13 protein-coding genes are annotated in these 16,190 nt (G+C 72.4%); 9 read left to right on the plus strand and 4 right to left on the minus strand.

Annotated elements, in window-relative coordinates:
- The first annotated feature begins 5 nt into the window (after positions 1–5).
- The 4 genes from ACQEVB_RS36500 to ACQEVB_RS36515 all read left to right on the plus strand — a co-directional run bounded on the left by ACQEVB_RS36500 (position 6) and on the right by ACQEVB_RS36515 (position 5,438).
- Positions 6–635: a hypothetical protein gene (locus tag ACQEVB_RS36500; protein WP_432982915.1), complete on the plus strand. Its 630-nt coding sequence runs from the start codon at positions 6–8 to the stop codon at positions 633–635.
- Positions 636–734: 99 nt separating this feature from the next.
- Complete coding sequence (locus ACQEVB_RS36505; protein WP_432982918.1) at positions 735–1,922, plus strand: thiolase family protein; 1,188 nt, start codon at positions 735–737, stop codon at positions 1,920–1,922.
- Positions 1,923–1,924: 2 nt separating this feature from the next.
- The gene (locus tag ACQEVB_RS36510) at positions 1,925–3,787 is read left to right on the plus strand and encodes a feruloyl-CoA synthase (protein ID WP_432982921.1); all 1,863 of its coding nucleotides are present in this window, start codon (positions 1,925–1,927) and stop codon (positions 3,785–3,787) included.
- A gap of 334 nt (positions 3,788–4,121) precedes the next feature.
- A complete protein-coding gene (locus ACQEVB_RS36515) occupies positions 4,122–5,438 on the plus strand; it encodes an MFS transporter (protein ID WP_432982924.1) in 1,317 nt (438 codons plus the stop codon).
- A 257-nt stretch (positions 5,439–5,695) separates the two neighbouring features.
- Here ACQEVB_RS36515 and ACQEVB_RS36520 read toward each other — a convergent pair whose 3' ends face one another.
- The 4 genes from ACQEVB_RS36520 to ACQEVB_RS36535 all read right to left on the minus strand — a co-directional run bounded on the left by ACQEVB_RS36520 (position 5,696) and on the right by ACQEVB_RS36535 (position 8,921).
- Complete coding sequence (locus ACQEVB_RS36520) at positions 5,696–6,640, minus strand: RICIN domain-containing protein (protein WP_432982927.1); 945 nt, start codon at positions 6,638–6,640, stop codon at positions 5,696–5,698.
- 147 nt (positions 6,641–6,787) lie between these two features.
- Positions 6,788–7,045, minus strand: a complete 258-nt coding sequence (locus tag ACQEVB_RS36525; RefSeq protein ID WP_432982930.1) for a hypothetical protein — start codon at positions 7,043–7,045, stop codon at positions 6,788–6,790.
- Positions 7,046–7,121: 76 nt separating this feature from the next.
- On the minus strand, positions 7,122–8,612 hold the full coding sequence (locus ACQEVB_RS36530; RefSeq protein WP_432982933.1) for a protein kinase domain-containing protein: 1,491 nt from the start codon (positions 8,610–8,612) through the stop codon (positions 7,122–7,124).
- Positions 8,613–8,696: 84 nt separating this feature from the next.
- Positions 8,697–8,921 carry a CGNR zinc finger domain-containing protein gene (locus ACQEVB_RS36535; RefSeq protein ID WP_432982936.1) on the minus strand — a complete coding sequence of 75 codons (225 nt, stop codon included), beginning with the start codon at positions 8,919–8,921 and terminating at the stop codon, positions 8,697–8,699.
- Between the two features lie 390 nt (positions 8,922–9,311).
- Here ACQEVB_RS36535 and ACQEVB_RS36540 point away from each other — a divergent pair, with 390 nt between their 5' ends.
- The 5 genes from ACQEVB_RS36540 to ACQEVB_RS36560 all read left to right on the plus strand — a co-directional run bounded on the left by ACQEVB_RS36540 (position 9,312) and on the right by ACQEVB_RS36560 (position 16,187).
- A complete protein-coding gene (locus ACQEVB_RS36540) occupies positions 9,312–11,807 on the plus strand; it encodes a hypothetical protein (RefSeq protein ID WP_432982939.1) in 2,496 nt (831 codons plus the stop codon).
- Between the two features lie 179 nt (positions 11,808–11,986).
- On the plus strand, positions 11,987–12,808 hold the full coding sequence (locus ACQEVB_RS36545) for a PaaX family transcriptional regulator (protein WP_432982942.1): 822 nt from the start codon (positions 11,987–11,989) through the stop codon (positions 12,806–12,808).
- 108 nt (positions 12,809–12,916) lie between these two features.
- Positions 12,917–14,248 (plus strand): MFS transporter, encoded by a 1,332-nt coding sequence (locus ACQEVB_RS36550; protein WP_432982945.1) that lies wholly within the window; start codon positions 12,917–12,919, stop codon positions 14,246–14,248.
- A 44-nt stretch (positions 14,249–14,292) separates the two neighbouring features.
- Positions 14,293–15,378 carry a cupin domain-containing protein gene (locus tag ACQEVB_RS36555; RefSeq protein ID WP_432982948.1) on the plus strand — a complete coding sequence of 362 codons (1,086 nt, stop codon included), beginning with the start codon at positions 14,293–14,295 and terminating at the stop codon, positions 15,376–15,378.
- On the plus strand, positions 15,375–16,187 hold the full coding sequence (locus ACQEVB_RS36560; RefSeq protein WP_432982951.1) for a fumarylacetoacetate hydrolase family protein: 813 nt from the start codon (positions 15,375–15,377) through the stop codon (positions 16,185–16,187). Before ACQEVB_RS36555 ends, ACQEVB_RS36560 begins: the two co-directional genes overlap by 4 nt.
- Positions 16,188–16,190 lie beyond the last annotated feature (3 nt).

Here is a 16,190-nt window from a genome sequence, read left to right on the forward strand (position 1 = left end):
GGGTGATGAGTCTCGCGCCCCGCGCCCGAGCGCAGGCGATCGCGGCCCAGGGCCGACGGGTGGGGGGCGGCCAGCACACGCTGGCCGTCCCGCTGGCCCCGCGGCTCGCCGCGAAGATCGCCGAGCGCCCCTGGGACGCCTTCCTCTCCGACCCCACCCAGCTCGCCAACGGCCTCACCGACTTCATCGAGGCGGTCCGACCGGACGGCGTCGCGGTCACGCTGCCGTCGATCCTCGCCGAGGACCCCGGCGGTGTCCGCCGGGACACGGCGCTGGAGGCCACCCGCAGGCTGCGCAGCACCGTGGGGGACCACGCGGTGCTGGTGGCCGTGCTGCCCGGCGCGGATCCGGGCTTGGTGGACCAGATCAAGCTGTTCCTCGAAGCCGGCGTGGACGGCGTCGTGCTCGCGGGAGACGCCGAGCAGGCAGTGGCGCGCACCGTCGGGAACGTCGCGAGGTTCCATCGGGCGATGGCCCATGTGCTGGGGGCCGGCAGCTGTGGGCTGCAAGGAGCCGAGCTGGTGCCGCTGGACGCGCCCGTCGCGAAGACGGGCCTGGTCCTGACCGACGGCGAGGTCCCGGAGACCACCACGATCCCGGCTGTCCAGGACTGGATCCTCGCCGTCACCGGCTGACCGCATCAGCAGCGTGGACAGGGAGTCGGACGCATCGTGTGCGGACCGGCTGCCCCCGTCTCTCCGCGCTGCGAACCACGAGATCCGAGGGAGCACCACGTGCAGTACACCGATGTCGCCATCCCGCTGGGGCAGGCCTGGTCCTCGCCCTTCGCGAGGTGGCAGGGCTCGCTCAGCGAGGTCTCCAGCCTCGACATCGCCGTGGCCGTCACCTCCCGGGCACTCGCGGACCGCGGCGTCGATCCCGCCGAGTTCGACGGGCTCGTCCTGGGCTGGACCATCCCGCAGCCGGAGATCTTCTACGGCGCGCCGACCGTGGCCGCCCGGCTCGGCGCGACCGGCGTGTCGGGCCCGATGGTCAGCCAGGCCTGCGCCACGAGCGTCGCTGCGCTGCATGCCGCTGCCTGCGCCGTCGCGGCAGGTGCCGGGCCCCAGCTCGTCGTCACCACCGACCGGACCTCGAACGGGCCGACGCTGTCGTGGCCGGCCCCGTCGAGCGCGGGCGGGGCCCCCGTCAGCGAGCACTGGGTACTGCACAGCTTCGAGCGTGACCCGTGGGCCGGGGCGTCGATGATCGAGGCCGGCGAGGCCGTCGCGGCCGAGGTGGGCGCCACCCGGCGCGAGATCGACGAGCTCACCGCCCTGCGCTGGGAGCAGTACACCGCAGCGCTCGCCGACGACCGAGCGTTCCAGCGCCGCTTCATGGTGCCGGTGACGATCGCGAAGAAGCGCGGCGAGCTGCGGCTCGACGCCGACGAGGGGGTCAGGCCCAAGGAGCTGGAGACCATCGCCAAGCTCAACGCGGCGACCCCGGACGGCGTGCACACCTTCGCCTCGCAGACACATCCCGCCGACGGCAGCGCCGGCGCGGTCGTCACCACCACCGACCGAGCCCGCGAGCTCTCCGGCGGTGCCGGCGTGGTGCGGATCCTCGGATCCGGTTTCGCGCGGGTCGGCACGAGCCGCATGCCGCAGGCACCGGTGCCCGCCGCGCTCTCCGCCCTGCGCGCGGCGGACAGGACGATCAGCGACGTCGAGGCCGTCACCACCCACAACCCGTTCGCCGTCAACGATCTCTACTTCGCCGCCGAGACCGGGTTCCCGCTCGACCGGATGAACGCCTTCGGCTGCAGCCTGGTGTTCGGACACCCGCAGGGTCCGACCGGGCTGCGCTCCATCGCCGAGCTGATCGAGACGCTGCGGGCGCGCGGCGGCGGCCTCGGCCTGTTCACCGGATGCGCTGCCGGCGACACCGGAGCAGCGGTCGTCCTCGAGGTCACGGACTGACCATGGCCTCGAACATCGACGCGGGCGTGCGCACCTTCGCCCGTCCCGCGATCGTCGCGGAACCGCGCCCGGACAACTCCGTGCTGCTCCGGTCGGCAGTCCCGCTCGGACCACACGCCGAGCACCTGGGCCAGGAGCTGCGGCGCTGGGCGACGGCGACCCCGGACGCGGTCCTCGCCAGCGCCCCGCAGCCGTCGGGAGAGCGACGGACACTGACCTTCGCCCAGGCGCGACGGCAGGCCGACTCGGTGGGACAGGCGCTGCTCGACCTGGGTGCCGGGCCGGACCGGCCCGTGCTCCTGCTGTCGGGCAACTCGCTCGATCACCTGCTCCTGACGCTGGGCTGCTACTGCGCAGGCGTGCCCGCCGTCCCGGCGAGCGTGGCCTACTCGCTGATGTCGGCCGATCACCGCCAGATCCGCGCCATGGCGGAGCTCGTGTCTCCCGGCGTGGTCCACGCCGAGGACGCCGCGCAGTTCGGCGCGGCGCTCGACGCCGTACTCGCCGCGTCTCCGTCGCCGCCGGCCGTCGTGGTCTCGAGGGGGACGCGCGCCGGCGCGCACAGCTTCACCGATCTCGTCGCCACCGATGCGGGCCCGCGACTGGACGCTGCGTTCGATGCGGTCACCGCCGACACCGTCGCCAAGATCCTCTTCACGTCCGGGTCCACCGGCACGCCGAAAGGCGTCATCACCACCCACCGCATGCTGACGAGCAACCAGCAGATGATGCGGCAGGTGTGGCCGTTCCTGGTCGACGAGCCACCCGTGCTCGTCGACTGGCTGCCGTGGAGCCACACGTTCGGCGGCAGCCACAACCTGAACCTGGCGCTGACCAACGGCGGCACCCTGCACATCGACGCCGGCCGCCCGACCCCAGCGGGGTTCGACCAGACGATCGCCGCCCTTCGCCGGCACGCGCCGACCGTCTACGTCAACGTGCCGGCCGGGTACGCCATGCTCGTCCCGCGCCTGGAGCAGGACCCGGAGTTCGCCCGGCACTTCTTCTCCCGGCTGCGCCTGCTGTTCTACGCCGCCGCGGCGCTGCCGCAGGCGTTGTGGGACCGCCTCGAACGGCTGGTGGAGCAGCACTCCGACCACCCGGTGCCGTTCACCTCGTCATGGGGCACCACCGAGACGGCGCCCGCCGCCACCTCGGCGCACTGGACGGGTTCGCGCTGCGGGTGCATCGGCGTTCCGCTGCCCGGCGTGACCGTGAAGCTGGTCCCGGAAGGCGGCAAGCAGGAGATCCGCCTGAAGGGCCCGAACGTGACCCCCGGCTACCACGGCCGGCCCGATGCCACCGCCGCGGCGTTCGACGACGAGGGCTTCTACCGCACCGGGGACGCCGTCGTCGTCGTCGACGAGTCCGATCCCGACATGGGGCTGATGTTCGACGGTCGCATCGCCGAGGACTTCAAGCTGACCACCGGCACGTGGGTGAGCGTCGCGGCGGTGCGCGGCGCGCTCCTGTCGGCGACTCGGGTGTTGGCCGACGCCGTCATCGCTGGTCATGACCGAGCCGAGGTCACCGCCCTGGCCTGGCTGCATCCCGCCGAGGCGAAGGAGCTGTGCGGCGTCACCGCCGACGACGGCCTCCCACTCGATCACCCGGTCCTGCGCAGCCACCTCGCCGACACCCTCGCCGCGCTGGCCGAGGGCTCGGGCTCCGCGGGTCACGTGGCTCGCCTGCTGCTCTGCGCCGAACCACCCGACCTCGACGCAGGCGAGATCACCGACAAGGGCTACCTCAACCAACGCGTCGTGCTCGAGCGCCGCGCCGACCTCGTCGAGCGGCTGTATGCGCCTGCTCCCGATCCGGACGTGATCGTGCGCGCGCCGGCGCAGGCCCGCTCTGGCCGGTGATGGACGCGGCCGCGTCGGAGAGCAGGACACCACGCGGACTGGGCCTGGACCGAACCGCTGCCCGCAGGTGTCGGCGATCTTGCCGGCGACGGTCCCGGCGCCACACCTCCACTAGGTCATCACAGGTCTAATCATCGCAACCTTGACGATGAGAATACGACACTGTTACCGTCTACTCGATCGTTGGCACCCCGATCTGAACGTCGAGCCACGCGCCACAACCGCGGTCCCCGACGTGCTCGCGGCCGCCGCGCGCTCGGCCCGCCCACCGTCCCCCGGATCCCGGTCGCTCCGACCGACTGCTCCGGACCCCGCTTCCTCGAAGGGCAGCGCCATGAGTGGTTCCACCGTGATGACGCCGACGTTCCGGGACCATCGCCGGGTCGCCATAGCCGGCGGCATCGGCACGATGCTCGAGATGTACGACTTCCTGCTGTTCGGCACGGCAGCAGCGCTCATCTTCGACGGCCTGTTCTTCCCGACCTTCGACCCGAGCGTCGGTGTCCTGCTCGCCTTCGCCACCTTCGGTGCCGGTGTCCTCATCCGGCCCATCGGAGGCGCGTTCATCGCGCACTTCGGGGACCGGCTCGGGCGGAAGCGGATGCTCGTGCTCACGCTGTCCGTGACGGGCGCCGCCACCGTCCTGATCGGCCTGCTGCCGGGCTACGCCACCATCGGGGTCTGGGCCCCCATCCTGCTCACGGTGCTCCGGCTCGTGCAGGGGTTCTTCGTCGGCGGTGAGCAGCCCGGCGCGTTCGTGCTGGTGAGCGAGCACGTCCCGGACGAGCGCCGCGGCTGGTACGGGGGTTTCGTCTCGCTCGGCGCACCCGCTGGCCTGCTGCTCGGCACCGCGGCGTTCACCCTCTCCTCGGTGCTGACCGGCGACGCCTTCCTCAGCTGGGGATGGCGGATCCCCTTCCTCGCCAGCGTCGTCCTGATCGGCGTGGCCCTCTACATCCGCCTGCGGCTCGCCGAGTCGCCGGCGTTCGTGGACGTCCAACGGCAGAGCGCCGAGGCCCGCATCCCGATCGTGGAGGCCTTCCGCACCGCGTGGCGCCGGATCGTGCTCGGCTGCCTGGTGGGTCTGGGCGCGGCGGCCGGGGTCTACGTCGTCAACACGTTCGCGATCAACTACATGACCGCGAGCCTGGGGATCGCGCGGAACCTCGTGTTGAGCGCCCTGCTGGTCGGGACCGTCTTCATGATCGTCGGCGTGCTGGCCGGTGCGCGGCTGTCCGATCGCATCGGCCGCTACCGCGTCATCCTCGCCGGCAACCTCCTGACCATCCTGTGGGTGTTCCCGTTCTTCTGGCTGCTCGAGACCCGGTCCGTGCCGCTGTCCTTCGTGGCGATGGCGGTCGCGCTCGGCGTCCAGGGCGTGATGTACGGCCCCATCGCGGCGTACTTCTCGGAGCTGTTCGACTCCGCCCGGGTGCGCTACTCCGGCGTCGCGGTGAGCTACGGCCTGGCCACGCTGCTGGGCGGTGGGCTCTCCCCGGCGATCGCGGGCTCGCTGTTCGCCGGCAGCGGCGGGTCGTGGTACCCGGTGGCCGCCTACGTCATCGGCGTGCTGATCGTCAGCGTCGTCGCGCTCGCCGTCGGCGGCGAACCCTCCCGCGTATCTCCCGTGCCCAGCCACGCCGGGTCGTGAGCGGCCCGTGGACATCACCGAGGTCGCCTCGCGCTCGCGGCGCCGGCTGAGTGGACGTCCGCCGTCGTCGTGACGCGGCGGAAGCTGCTCCGCAGGCGAAGCCCGCCGTGCGCCGGCGGATGAGCGGGCCACAGATCGCGACGGGTTCGCTGGCGGGTTGGTCGGCGTGCTCGCCGACCGTACGTGCGAGCTGTACGGCGAACTGGGAGTGTCGATGACCTACCAGCAGCCGGCCTGCCCCGCCGCGCGGCGGCCGTTCAGAACGAGTTCCACCTCCGCGACGGGTCGGTGTCGCAGGTGTACTGCACGGCCGCCAGGCCCGCGGTCGGGCTGGTCCCGCCGGCGATGGTCAGGCACTTGCCGGTCTGGACGTTGCGGAGCTGGAAGTTGCCGTCGCCCGTGCGCACCCAGCGCCGCGATGGGTCGGTGTCGCAGTTGTACTGCACCGCCTCGACGTTGTTGTCCGCGCTGGTGCCACCGGCGATGGTGAGGCACTTGCCGCTGCGCGCGTTGCGGACCTGGAAGGCGCCGTCCGGCTGCGCGTCGAAGGCCCACTGGATGAGGGGCCCGCTGCTGCACGGGGTCTGCAGGATGCGGGCGTTGTTCTCCACCGACGACCCTTCCGGCGTGACGCACTGGCCGGTCTTCATGTTGATCAGCTCGCCGCTCTCCGGTGGGTAGTCGATCGTCCACTGGCGGGAGGTGTCGGCGTCGCAGTCGTACTGCACGGCCTCGATGTTGTTGTCGGAGCTGGTGCCGCCCGCGATGGTGAGGCACTTGCCGGTCATGACGTTCTTCAGCTGCGTGTTGCCCGCGTAGCTGATCATCTGCCACTGCCGGGACGGGTGTGAGTCGCAGGTGTACTGGACGGCGACGAGGTTGTTGGCGGAGCTGGTGCCGCCGGCGATGGTGAGGCACTTGCCGGTCTTGACGTTGCGGATCTGCACGCCGGCCCCGTACCCGGTGATGTCCCAGCGGCGGGAGGCGTCGTTGTCGCAGGTGAACTGGACGGCGTGGATGTTGTTGTCGGGCAGCGTCCCGCCGGCGATGGTGAGGCACTTGCCGGTCTTGACGTTCTTGATGAAGACGTTCGGGATGCCGTAGAGGGCGGGCCGCAGCCCACCGTCCGTGACCTGTCCGTACGCCGGTGCGGCCAACAGCAGGGCGAATGCCGATGCCAGCGCGAGCACGGCGGCTCTCATGAGCATGTCCCTCCTCGGGGATGGCGCCGGGTGCTGGCGCTGACCCGATGATCGGGACGCGAGCGCGTGCTGACATGCGTAGCGGGCTACTCGACCAGCCCCAGGTAACCAGGCACGGCGTCGGGGACCGACCCAGGCGGGCGGCGATCAGGTCGCGCGCGGCGCGGGCGGCGACCTTGACCGAGCTCCGCGGATCCATCGCCAGCACCGAGGCCGGGCCGTCGGTGAAGGGGCACTGGGCGATCGTGGCGGCGATGCCGCCGTCGCGGGCCGTGGCGACGATGGCATGGCCCTCGCCCCGAAGTGGCGGTAGTCGGAGACCAGGCAGGCGTAGCCGGCCGCGGCGAAGCGCTCGGCGTAGGCATCCAGGCGCATCTGGCGGATGCCGCCCAGGCCGTGGGCCATGACGATCACCGGATGGGGCTGCGGGCCTTGGGGCAGGTACAGCCAGGCCCGGCACTTCTCGTCACCGGACGGCAGGTCAATAGCGGAACGCGATCGACCGCACCTTCGCGAGGTCGAACCTGTGGATCGTGTTCCCGTCCTCGGCGTAGACGTCGCAGGGACGGTCGACGTCCTCCGTCGTGGGTTCCCGGCCGGCCACGACCCACCGCACCGCGACGGCCTTGGGGCCGACGAAGTACACCTCGAGGCGGACGAGGTCGAAGCCGAGGTCATCGCTCATGGGTGAGCCGCACAGCTGGACGCTCGACGGGAGGACCCGCGTCTGCGTGCCGTCCACAGCGGTGATCACTGCGTAGGTGTTTCGTGGCGGGACGGTCGGGGTCGGTTGCGCGGTCTGCTGCGCGGTGGGCTGCGACGCGGCGGCCGTCGCGTCTCCACCGCCGGGGCCGATCGGGGTCTCGGTGCGGGGCGACAGCAGCATGGCGGCGGCGAGGGTGGCCGCAGCCACGAGCACTGCGCCCACCGCGATCAGTGGGCCCCGCCGGCGCGCGCCCGGTGCCGGCTGGTGACGGTCGGTATCGGCGGCCGCCCGCACGGTCTCCGTCAGCGGGCGGGGGACGGGCCGGGCCGTGACGGTCGGCGGCGGGCTCGGGGCGACCGGCGGGGGTACCTCGGTCGTGCGGGTCGGCTCGGCGGAGCCGGGATCCGTGGTTCGCGAGGGAACGTTGAGGCACGCCTTGGCGGCGGCGCTGAGCCCGGTCGCCGTCGCGTAGCGGGCGTCGGGGTCCTTCGCGAGCGCCGTCGCCACCACGGCGTCGAGACCGGCCGGCAGTCCGGGCACCGCCGCCGAGGGGCGGGGCGGCGGGGTGTGCACGTGGGCGTACATCTTCGCCGCCGAACCCTGCACCGGGAACGGCTTCGAGCCGGTGAGCGCCTCGTGGAGCACGCACCCGAGCGAGTAGACGTCGACGCGGTGGTCACAGTGCTCGTGCAGCAGCCGCTCCGGTGCCATGTAGTCGATCGTGCCGATCGTGGAGCCGGTGGCGGTCAGTGCCGTCGAGCCGCGGTCGTGGACGATCCCGAAGTCGACGAGGTGCACGAAGTCCTCGCCGGATTCGTTGACGCTGACCAGCACGTTCGACGGCTTCACGTCGCGGTGGACCAGCCCTTCTGCGTGCGCGGCGGCCAGCGCGCTCGCCACCTGGGCGATGATGCCGATCGCCCGCGCAGCAGACAGCCTGCCGGAGCGGGAAATGACCTCGCCGAGGTCGCGGCCGCTCACCAGTCGCATGTCGATGAAGAGTTGGCCGTCGATCTCGCCGAAGTCGTGGATCGGGACGATGTGCGGCTCGGTGAGCCGAGCAGCCACCTCGGCCTCCCGACGAAACCGTGCCTCGTACGCCGGATCACCCGCGAGGTGCCGCGGCAGGCGCTTCAGCGCCACGGTCCGCCGGCGCCCGGTGTCGAACGCCCGGAAGACCTCCCCCATGCCGCCCCGGCCGAGCAGCGCCACCAGCTCGTACGGCCCGAACCGCTCGGCGCGGGCAACGGGTTCGTCGCGCCCCATCGTCAGATCCCGTCGTTGGGTGCTGCTGTGGCCCCGCATGCTCTCACGGGGCCCGGTCGTGTGACCCCAGCCGTGGGACGCCGGTCAGCGGTGGCGGCGGGCGCGCGCCCGGTTGCCGCAGTCGGCGGAGCTGCACCGGCGCCTACTGCGATTGCGGCTGCGGTCGACGAACAGCCGGCCACAGGTGTCATCGGCGCGCAACCGGACCGCCCCAGGTCCGGTGAGGTCAGGAGCTCGGCTGCTCCTGCCGGTTCGGATGGTCTGAACAGCGGTCGCGATCGGTGACGTGGGATCGGCGCGCCGAAGCATCGCGATTGCTGGCCGCGGGGACAGCAGGGACGCGCGCGGCCTGCTCGATGCCGCACTCGTCCATCAGCCGCAGCCGCGGATCCAGTCCTGCACCGGGCCGAGCAGGCCGTGGACCGGGCCCAGGACCCCGACGTCGCGACCGCCGAGATCCGCCGTGCGGTCGGCGACGAGAACACCGTCGTCTACCTCGACGACACGAGGTGCGCGCGGAAGGCGCGGCTGACGATCTCGTCCCGAGGTCGCATCCAGGTGGCCTCACCCGTTCAGCCTAATAAGTGCCACTTTCTCTCCGATCGTCACTGAGGCGTCACTTCTCGTGGATCGGCTCGTTGAGCGGTCGAACCTCGCACGGCGGTGTGCGGGGCGAAGGAGGGGCGAGGTGAACCCCACGTGAGAAGGCGATCGGGCTGGGTGGTCGTGGTGGCCGCGGTGCTGGGGGCGGGCATCGCCGCGGCAGTGCCGGCAGCAGCCGCCGACCCTGCAGCGGACGGGACCGGTCCCGAGCTGCTGCGCGCTGCGGCGTTCGACGCGCCCCAGCTGCAGAACACCGGGATCTGGCGGGCTGATCCGATCGGGATCTGCATGACCAGCGCCTACCGGGCCGGCGAGTACGTGCACCAGGGCTGCGTGTACGACGACCAGGGCGGCGGCACGCAGTGGCGCTGGCCCAACGACACGATGCTGCGCAACTACACCTATCCCGAGGACCCGGCCTACCGGCGCAACGCGGCCGACATCGTCGAGGTGCGCATCCGACCCGACGGCGACGCGACCGCGTTCCGGGTCACGATGAACACGATGACCGATCCCGAGCTGCTCGGTCTGACGCTGGCGCTCGGCGGCGATGCCCCGCGTCCGGCGCCGCACGGCGCGAACACGGTGCTCCCGGCCGACAGGTTCGTCACCGTCCACGGGACCGGGGGCGACATCATCGACGCAGGGACCGGAGCGGTCGTCGGATCGCCGCAGGTCAGCGTCGACGTCGAGCGGCGGCAGGTGCAGATCCGGGTTCCGCACGCCACGTGGGATCCCGGCGCGGGGAAGCAGCGGATCGCCGCGGCCGCCGGGCTGTGGGACCGCGCCCGCGACGCCTACCTCGTCCCTCAGGCCGTCGCCGATGCCACGCACCCGGGCGGGGCGATCGCCGGTGACCCGACGCCGTCGGCGTTCTTCGACGCGGCGTTCCGGTTCCACGAGCCGTTCGAGGCGCCCTACCGCGACAACGACCAGAAGAAGGCGATCGCCGACGGCGACCTCTCGCCGTTCTTCGCCGACGTGGACTTCGGCAAGCTCGCCGCCGGCGCCGACGACGAGTCCGGGGTCCCCAGCAGCGGCTACCTGACGCGGATCTTCGCGTCGCAGTTCGAGAAGGCGCAGGGCCGGCGGCTGCCCAGTGACCCCGGCGGCCCGCCGGCCGGCACCGGCACCCAGCAGAGCGGCATCCAGACCGGGACGGGTGCGGGCAGCGAGGGCCGGCCGAGCCTGGCGTTCGGCTGGCCGTGCCGCGACGACTGCGTGCCCGACCTGCCCGGCCGGTTGCAGCGCTACATGGTCTACGTGCCCGAGGCGCCCGCGCCGGCGGCGGGCTACTCGTCGCTGGTGTGGACCAACGGCTACGCGCTGCGGCCGGGCGACGACGTGGCCGGTGACCGCGACATCTTCCGGCAGTTCGCGCAGCGGCCGGGCGACCCGACGATGGTGATCGACGTCGACGCCCGTGGCCAGGACGAGTGGGGCTACGGGGAGAGCGGCGCCGCAGTGTTCGAGGCGATCGCCGACGCGCGGCGGCACTACGACCTCGATCCCGACCGCACGGCGATGGGCGGCTTCTCCTCCGGCGCCTACATGGCCAACAAGCTGTCGCTGAGCTTCCCGGACGTGTTCTCCCGCGCGTTCATCTGCGACGGGCTGAACGTGGCCCCGTCGTTCCCGGGGTTGAACGCGGTGGCCGACCAGGTCGGCGACGTGCTCGGCGTCGACACCCTCACCAAGCACGAGGCCGGATCGCGGGTCTCGGACATGCTGCCCAACCGGCGCAACCAGCCGGTGATGGAGTGGGCCGGGGTCAACGACGACTTCATCCCGTACAACATCACCCGCGAGCGCGCGGCGGCGTACGCGGCCGGCGAGTACGACTACGAGTTCTACAGCTGGGTCGGGCTCGCCGCCGAGCACCTCACGATGTGCAAGAACGGCATGTGGGGCATCGCCACGAAGTGGTTCGGCGACGGGCCGCGCGCGGTGGACCCGCCGCACGTCACGTTCGTGCGCAACCCGCTGATGGACGACCCGCAGTCCGGGCTGGTGGCGGACCGGGCCTACTGGCTGTCGGGCATCGACACCCGCGGAGCCGAGCTCGGCGCGATCGACGTCGTGAGCAAGGGGCTCGGGCTCGCCGACGCGCCGGTGCCGGCGGCGCAGCGCGAGGTGGGATCGACCGACGGGCACTTCTCGCCGGTCAACCCGTACCTGCGTGAGCACCGCAGCCTCGCGGCACCGGTGCCGGCGCCGAAGGCCGACGCGCTCGTGATCCGGTCGGCCGGGGTCGGCCGGGTGACGGTCGACCCGGAGCGGGCCGGGGTGAGCTGCGGGGCCCGGCTCGAGGTGGCCACCGACGGCCCGCTGACGGTGACGTTGCTGGGCTGCGACCGCACGGAGTCGTTCAACGGGACCGATTCCGGCGGCCTGGCGAAGCCGGGCACCTACCGGCCGGCCGATCCGCTGGCACCGGCCGGCGGGATCACGAAGGGCCTGCCGCTCCCCGCGGAGGTCGGCAACGCCCCGCAGCTTCCGCTGCAGGTGCTGCCCCCGCTGCGCGTGCCGCCCAACCAGCCCGGGCAGAACCCGGCGCCGGGCGACGGCGCGCAGGAGGATCCCCAGGAGTGACCGCCGGTCCGCGGCACTCGTCGGTGAATGGCGGACGGGGGACGGGCCGGCTCGACCTCGCCGCCAGTGATGCTGCGTGCGGCGAGCGACCGTCGGAGAAGTGACACGCTCGACCCTGCGCGTGGATGCGGTGGCCACCGCCTACCCTCGTCGAGGGCAAGCTGCGGAGGTGGGCCGGCATGAAGGCGCGGTCGCTGGTGTTCGACCTGTTCGGTGACTACCTCCGGTACCGGGGTGGCGAGGTCCGGCTGCGTGCGCTGGTGGCGTTGATGGGCTGCTTCGACGTGCCGGAGACCACGGTGCGGGTGGTGGTGACGCGGCTGCGCAAGGAGGGGTGGCTGCAGAGCAGGCGTGACGGCCGGGAGACGGTGTACGCGCTGACGCCCACGGCGTGGGAGCTGCTCGACGAGGGACGGGCCCGGATCTTCGACCGGGCGGCGGGGCCGTGGGACGGCTACTGGCGCACCGTCATCTACTCGGTCCCCGAGACCGATCGTGCACTGCGCGAGCAGCTGCGGAAGAAGCTGGCCTGGCTGGGTTTCGGGCCGATCGCGCCGTCGGTCTGGCTGAGCCCGCACGACCGGCTCGACGCCGTCCGCGCCGCCTTCGCGGCCGAGCCGTCCGTGCGGCTCGACACCTTCCTCTCGCGCTCGACGGGGCTGACCTCGGACCGGGACATCGCCTCCCGGGCGTGGGACCTGGAGGCGCTCGACCGTGACTACGCGGACCTGCTCCTGCGCTACCGCCCGGCTCTGGCCGGCTACCGGGCGGGAGAGCTGGCCGGCGCGGACGCGCTCGTGGAGCGCATGCGGCTGGTGATCGACTACCGGCACTTCCCGTTCCGGGACCCGGACCTGCCCGCGGAGCTGCTGCCGGAGGGCTGGTCGGGGAGGAGCGCCCACGAGGTGTTCCTCAGTGCCCACGGGTTGCTCCGCGCGCCGGCCGAGGCGTTCGTCGACGACCTCCTGCGTGGGGACGTCCCGCTCTCCGACACCGGGTGACCTCAAGGCCGAATAGTTTCACACTCTGGACGTCCGTCGGCTATTCGTTGTAGCTTCCTCCGCGCCTGCCATGGCGGCAGGAGGTGCGTCGACGGGAGTGTGGGCGACATGTCGGACCCGACCAGGAGCGCCGGACGTCGCTCACCACTGCTCGTCGTGGCGCTGTGCTTCCTCACGATCGTCTTCGACGGCTACGACCTGATCGTGTACGGGTCGATCGTGCCGAGCCTGCTCGGCGACTGGGGCCTGACCCCGGCGCAGGCGGGCGCGATCGGTAGTTACGCACTGGTGGGGATGCTGATCGGGGCGCTCGGTGCCGGCGTGCTGACCGACGCGCTCGGACGGCGACGGATCCTGCTCGTCGGCATCACGTGGTTCTCGCTCGCGATGGTCGCGTGCGCGATGGCGCCGAGTCCCGAGGTCCTCGGCCTGCTGCGCTTCGTCGCGGGGTTGGGCCTGGGCGGGGTCATCCCGAGCGCCATCGCGCTGACCGTCGAGTACGCACCGCGCGGCCGCCGCCAGTTCTACAACGCGGTGATGTTCGCCGGGTACTCGGTCGGCGGCGTGCTGGCCGCGGTGCTCGCGCTCAACCTGCTCGCCGACCACGGCTGGCGGCTCCTGCTCGGGCTCGGCGCCGCACCGCTGGTGCTGGTCCTGCCCCTGGCGTGGTGGTTCCTGCCGGAATCGGTCGGCTACCTGATGGCCAAGGGTCGCGTCGACGAGGCCGCCGCCACGGCGACGACCTACGGCCTGGACCTGGACGCGGTCCGCGCCGAGGCCGGCGGATCCGCAGCGGTCCCCGCGCAGGGTCGCGGCGTCCGCTCCCTGTTCGGGCCCTCGCTGGTCCGCGCGACGCTGCTGTTCGGTGCGGCGAGCTTCTGCGGGCTGCTGCTGGTCTACGGGCTCAACACGTGGTTGCCGCAGATCATGCGCCAGGCGGGGTATCCGCTGGGCTCGGCGTTGACGTTCCTGCTGGTGCTCAACCTCGGCGCGATCGCCGGCGCGCTGGCCGCTTCGCGGCTGGCCGACCGGTTCGGGCCGAAGTCGGTCACCGTCGCGGCGTTCGTGCTCGCCGCTGCGTGCCTGCTGGTGCTGAGCCAGCGGGTCGGCACCGGGCTGCTCCTCGTGGCCGTCGCCGTGGCCGGGCTGGGCAGCGTGGGCACCCAGATCCTCGTGAACGGCTACGTCGCCGTGCACTACCCGGCGGCCGTGCGCGCCACGGCCCTGGGGTGGGCGCTGGGAGTGGGCCGGGCCGGCGCCGTCGTGGGGCCGCTGTTCGGTGGCTGGGTGCTGGCGTCGGGGATCGGGTTCGAGTTCAACTTCTACGGGTTCGCCGTGCCGGCGCTGGCCGGGGCGCTCCTGATCGCCCTGGTCCCGCGCGTGCGAGCGGACGCGAACGCGCAGCTTCCGGCCAGTTCGTCACCCGCCGCAAAAGCGTGACAAATCATGGACGGTCGTCGCAGATTGGTTGTATTCTGGTGAGCGTGTCAGCAACGGTGCCCGAGATCACGCCGGAGGAGCAGAAGCAGCTCGACGAGCTGTACGCGAACTTCGCGGCGGCCCACATGACTCCGCTCTGGACGCAGATCGGTGGGCTGATGCCCACCAGCCCGCGGCCGGACGCGGTGCCCTTCCTGTGGCGCTGGTCGACCCTGCTGCCGCTGGCGGAGCAGGCGGGCGAGCTGGTCCCCGTCGGTCGCGGCGGGGAGCGGCGCGCTATCGCGCTGGCCAACCCAGGCCTGCCGGGCACGCCGTACGCCACCCCGACGCTGTGGGCGGCGATCCAGTACCTCGGCCCGCGCGAGGAGGCGCCCGCGCACCGGCACGTGCAGACCGCGTTCCGGTTCGTCGTCGAGGGCGAGGGCGTGTGGACCAACGTGGAGGGCGACCCGGTGGCGATGCGGCGCGGTGACCTGCTGCTCACCCCGGGCATGCACTTCCACGAGCACCACAACACCACCGACCACCCGATGGCCTGGATCGACGGGCTGGACATCCCGCTGGTCCGCACGCTCGACGCCGGCTTCTTCGAGTTCGGGCCGGACGTGCTCGCGACGAAGGAGACCCCGGCGGTCTCGCGCAACGAGCGGCTGTGGGGCCATCCCGGGCTCACCCCGGTCGGCGCGCCCGCCCCTAAGGCATCCCCGCTCATGGCGTACCGCTGGGAGCACACCGACGCGGCTTTGACCGCCCAGCTCGAGCTGGAGGCCGAGGGGTATCCGGGCGTCGTCGAGCCCGGGCACGCCGTCGTGCGGTTCACCAACCCGGCGACCGCCGGCGACTGCCTGTCGACGATGCGCTGCGAGATGCACCGGCTGCGCGCCGGCACCTCGACCGCGCTGACCCGCACCGCCGGCTCGTCGGTCTGGCAGGTGTTCGAGGGCTCCGGCGCCGTGACCGTCGGTGCGGAGCACTACGAGATCGGCAAGGGTGACCTGTTCTGCGTCCCGTCCTGGGCCGGGCTCGCCCTCGACGCCGGCCCCGACGGGCTCGACGCCTTCGCCTACTCCGACGCCCCCGTCTTCGAGGCACTCGGCCTCTCCCGCACCGCTCGAGAGGACCGTTCGTGAAGCTCGCGACCATCCGCACCACCGCCGGAACCGCCGCGGTCCGCGTCGACGACGAGGCGGCTGTGGAGCTCGGTGCCGCCGACCTGGGCGAGTTCCTGGCCCGCCCGGACTGGCGCGCCACCGCGGAGTCGGCGTCGGGCACCCGCCACGAGCTGGCCGGGCTGGACTACGCCACGCTCGTCCCGCGCCCCGAGAAGGTGTTCTGCGTCGGGCTGAACTACCGCAACCACATCCTGGAGATGGGCCGCGAGCTGCCGGAGTACCCGACGCTGTTCGCCAAGTTCGCCCGCGCGCTGGTCGGCGCCTACGACCCCGTCGAGCTGCCGGCCGGCTCGGAGCAGGTGGACTGGGAGGCGGAGCTGGGCGTCGTCATCGGCGCCGAGGTGCGCCACGCCTCTCCGGAGCAGGCCGCGGCCGCGATCGCCGGCTACACGGTGGTCAACGACGTGACCGCCCGGGACTTCCAGTTCCGATCGGTGGAGTGGTTGCAGGGCAAGACCTTCGAGCGCAGCACCCCGGTCGGGCCGTGGCTGGTGACCGATGCCCTGCCGGGGGAGATCTCCTGCACGGTCGACGGCGACGTCGTGCAGCAGGCGGACACGTCCGACCTGGTGTTCTCACCGGCGGACCTGGTCGCCTACATCTCGCAGATCATCACCCTGGTGCCGGGCGACCTCATCGCCACCGGCACGCCGGGCGGGGTCGGGCACGCGCGCAAGCCGGCCCGCTACCTCGCCGAGGGCTCGGAGCTCGTCACCCGCGTCGAGGGCGTCGGCGAGCAGCACAACGCCGTCGTCAAGGGGGACTGAGCG

Source organism: Pseudonocardia sp. CA-107938, assembly GCF_050936315.1.
In the GTDB taxonomy this organism is placed as follows: Bacteria; Actinomycetota; Actinomycetes; order Mycobacteriales; family Pseudonocardiaceae; genus Pseudonocardia.

Bases quoted from the DNA above. Each gene is read 5' to 3' on its own strand.
- ACQEVB_RS36500 (WP_432982915.1), top strand. From the start codon at position 6: ATGAGTCTCGCGCCCCGCGCCCGAGCGCAGGCGATCGCGGCCCAGGGC.
- ACQEVB_RS36510 (WP_432982921.1), top strand. From the start codon at position 1,925: ATGGCCTCGAACATCGACGCGGGCGTGCGCACCTTCGCCCGTCCCGCG.
- ACQEVB_RS36515 (WP_432982924.1), top strand. From the start codon at position 4,122: ATGAGTGGTTCCACCGTGATGACGCCGACGTTCCGGGACCATCGCCGG.
- ACQEVB_RS36520 (WP_432982927.1), bottom strand. From the start codon at position 6,640: ATGAGAGCCGCCGTGCTCGCGCTGGCATCGGCATTCGCCCTGCTGTTG.
- ACQEVB_RS36525 (WP_432982930.1), bottom strand. From the start codon at position 7,045: ATGGCCCACGGCCTGGGCGGCATCCGCCAGATGCGCCTGGATGCCTAC.
- ACQEVB_RS36530 (WP_432982933.1), bottom strand. From the start codon at position 8,612: ATGGGGCGCGACGAACCCGTTGCCCGCGCCGAGCGGTTCGGGCCGTAC.
- ACQEVB_RS36535 (WP_432982936.1), bottom strand. From the start codon at position 8,921: ATGCTTCGGCGCGCCGATCCCACGTCACCGATCGCGACCGCTGTTCAG.
- ACQEVB_RS36545 (WP_432982942.1), top strand. From the start codon at position 11,987: ATGAAGGCGCGGTCGCTGGTGTTCGACCTGTTCGGTGACTACCTCCGG.
- ACQEVB_RS36550 (WP_432982945.1), top strand. From the start codon at position 12,917: ATGTCGGACCCGACCAGGAGCGCCGGACGTCGCTCACCACTGCTCGTC.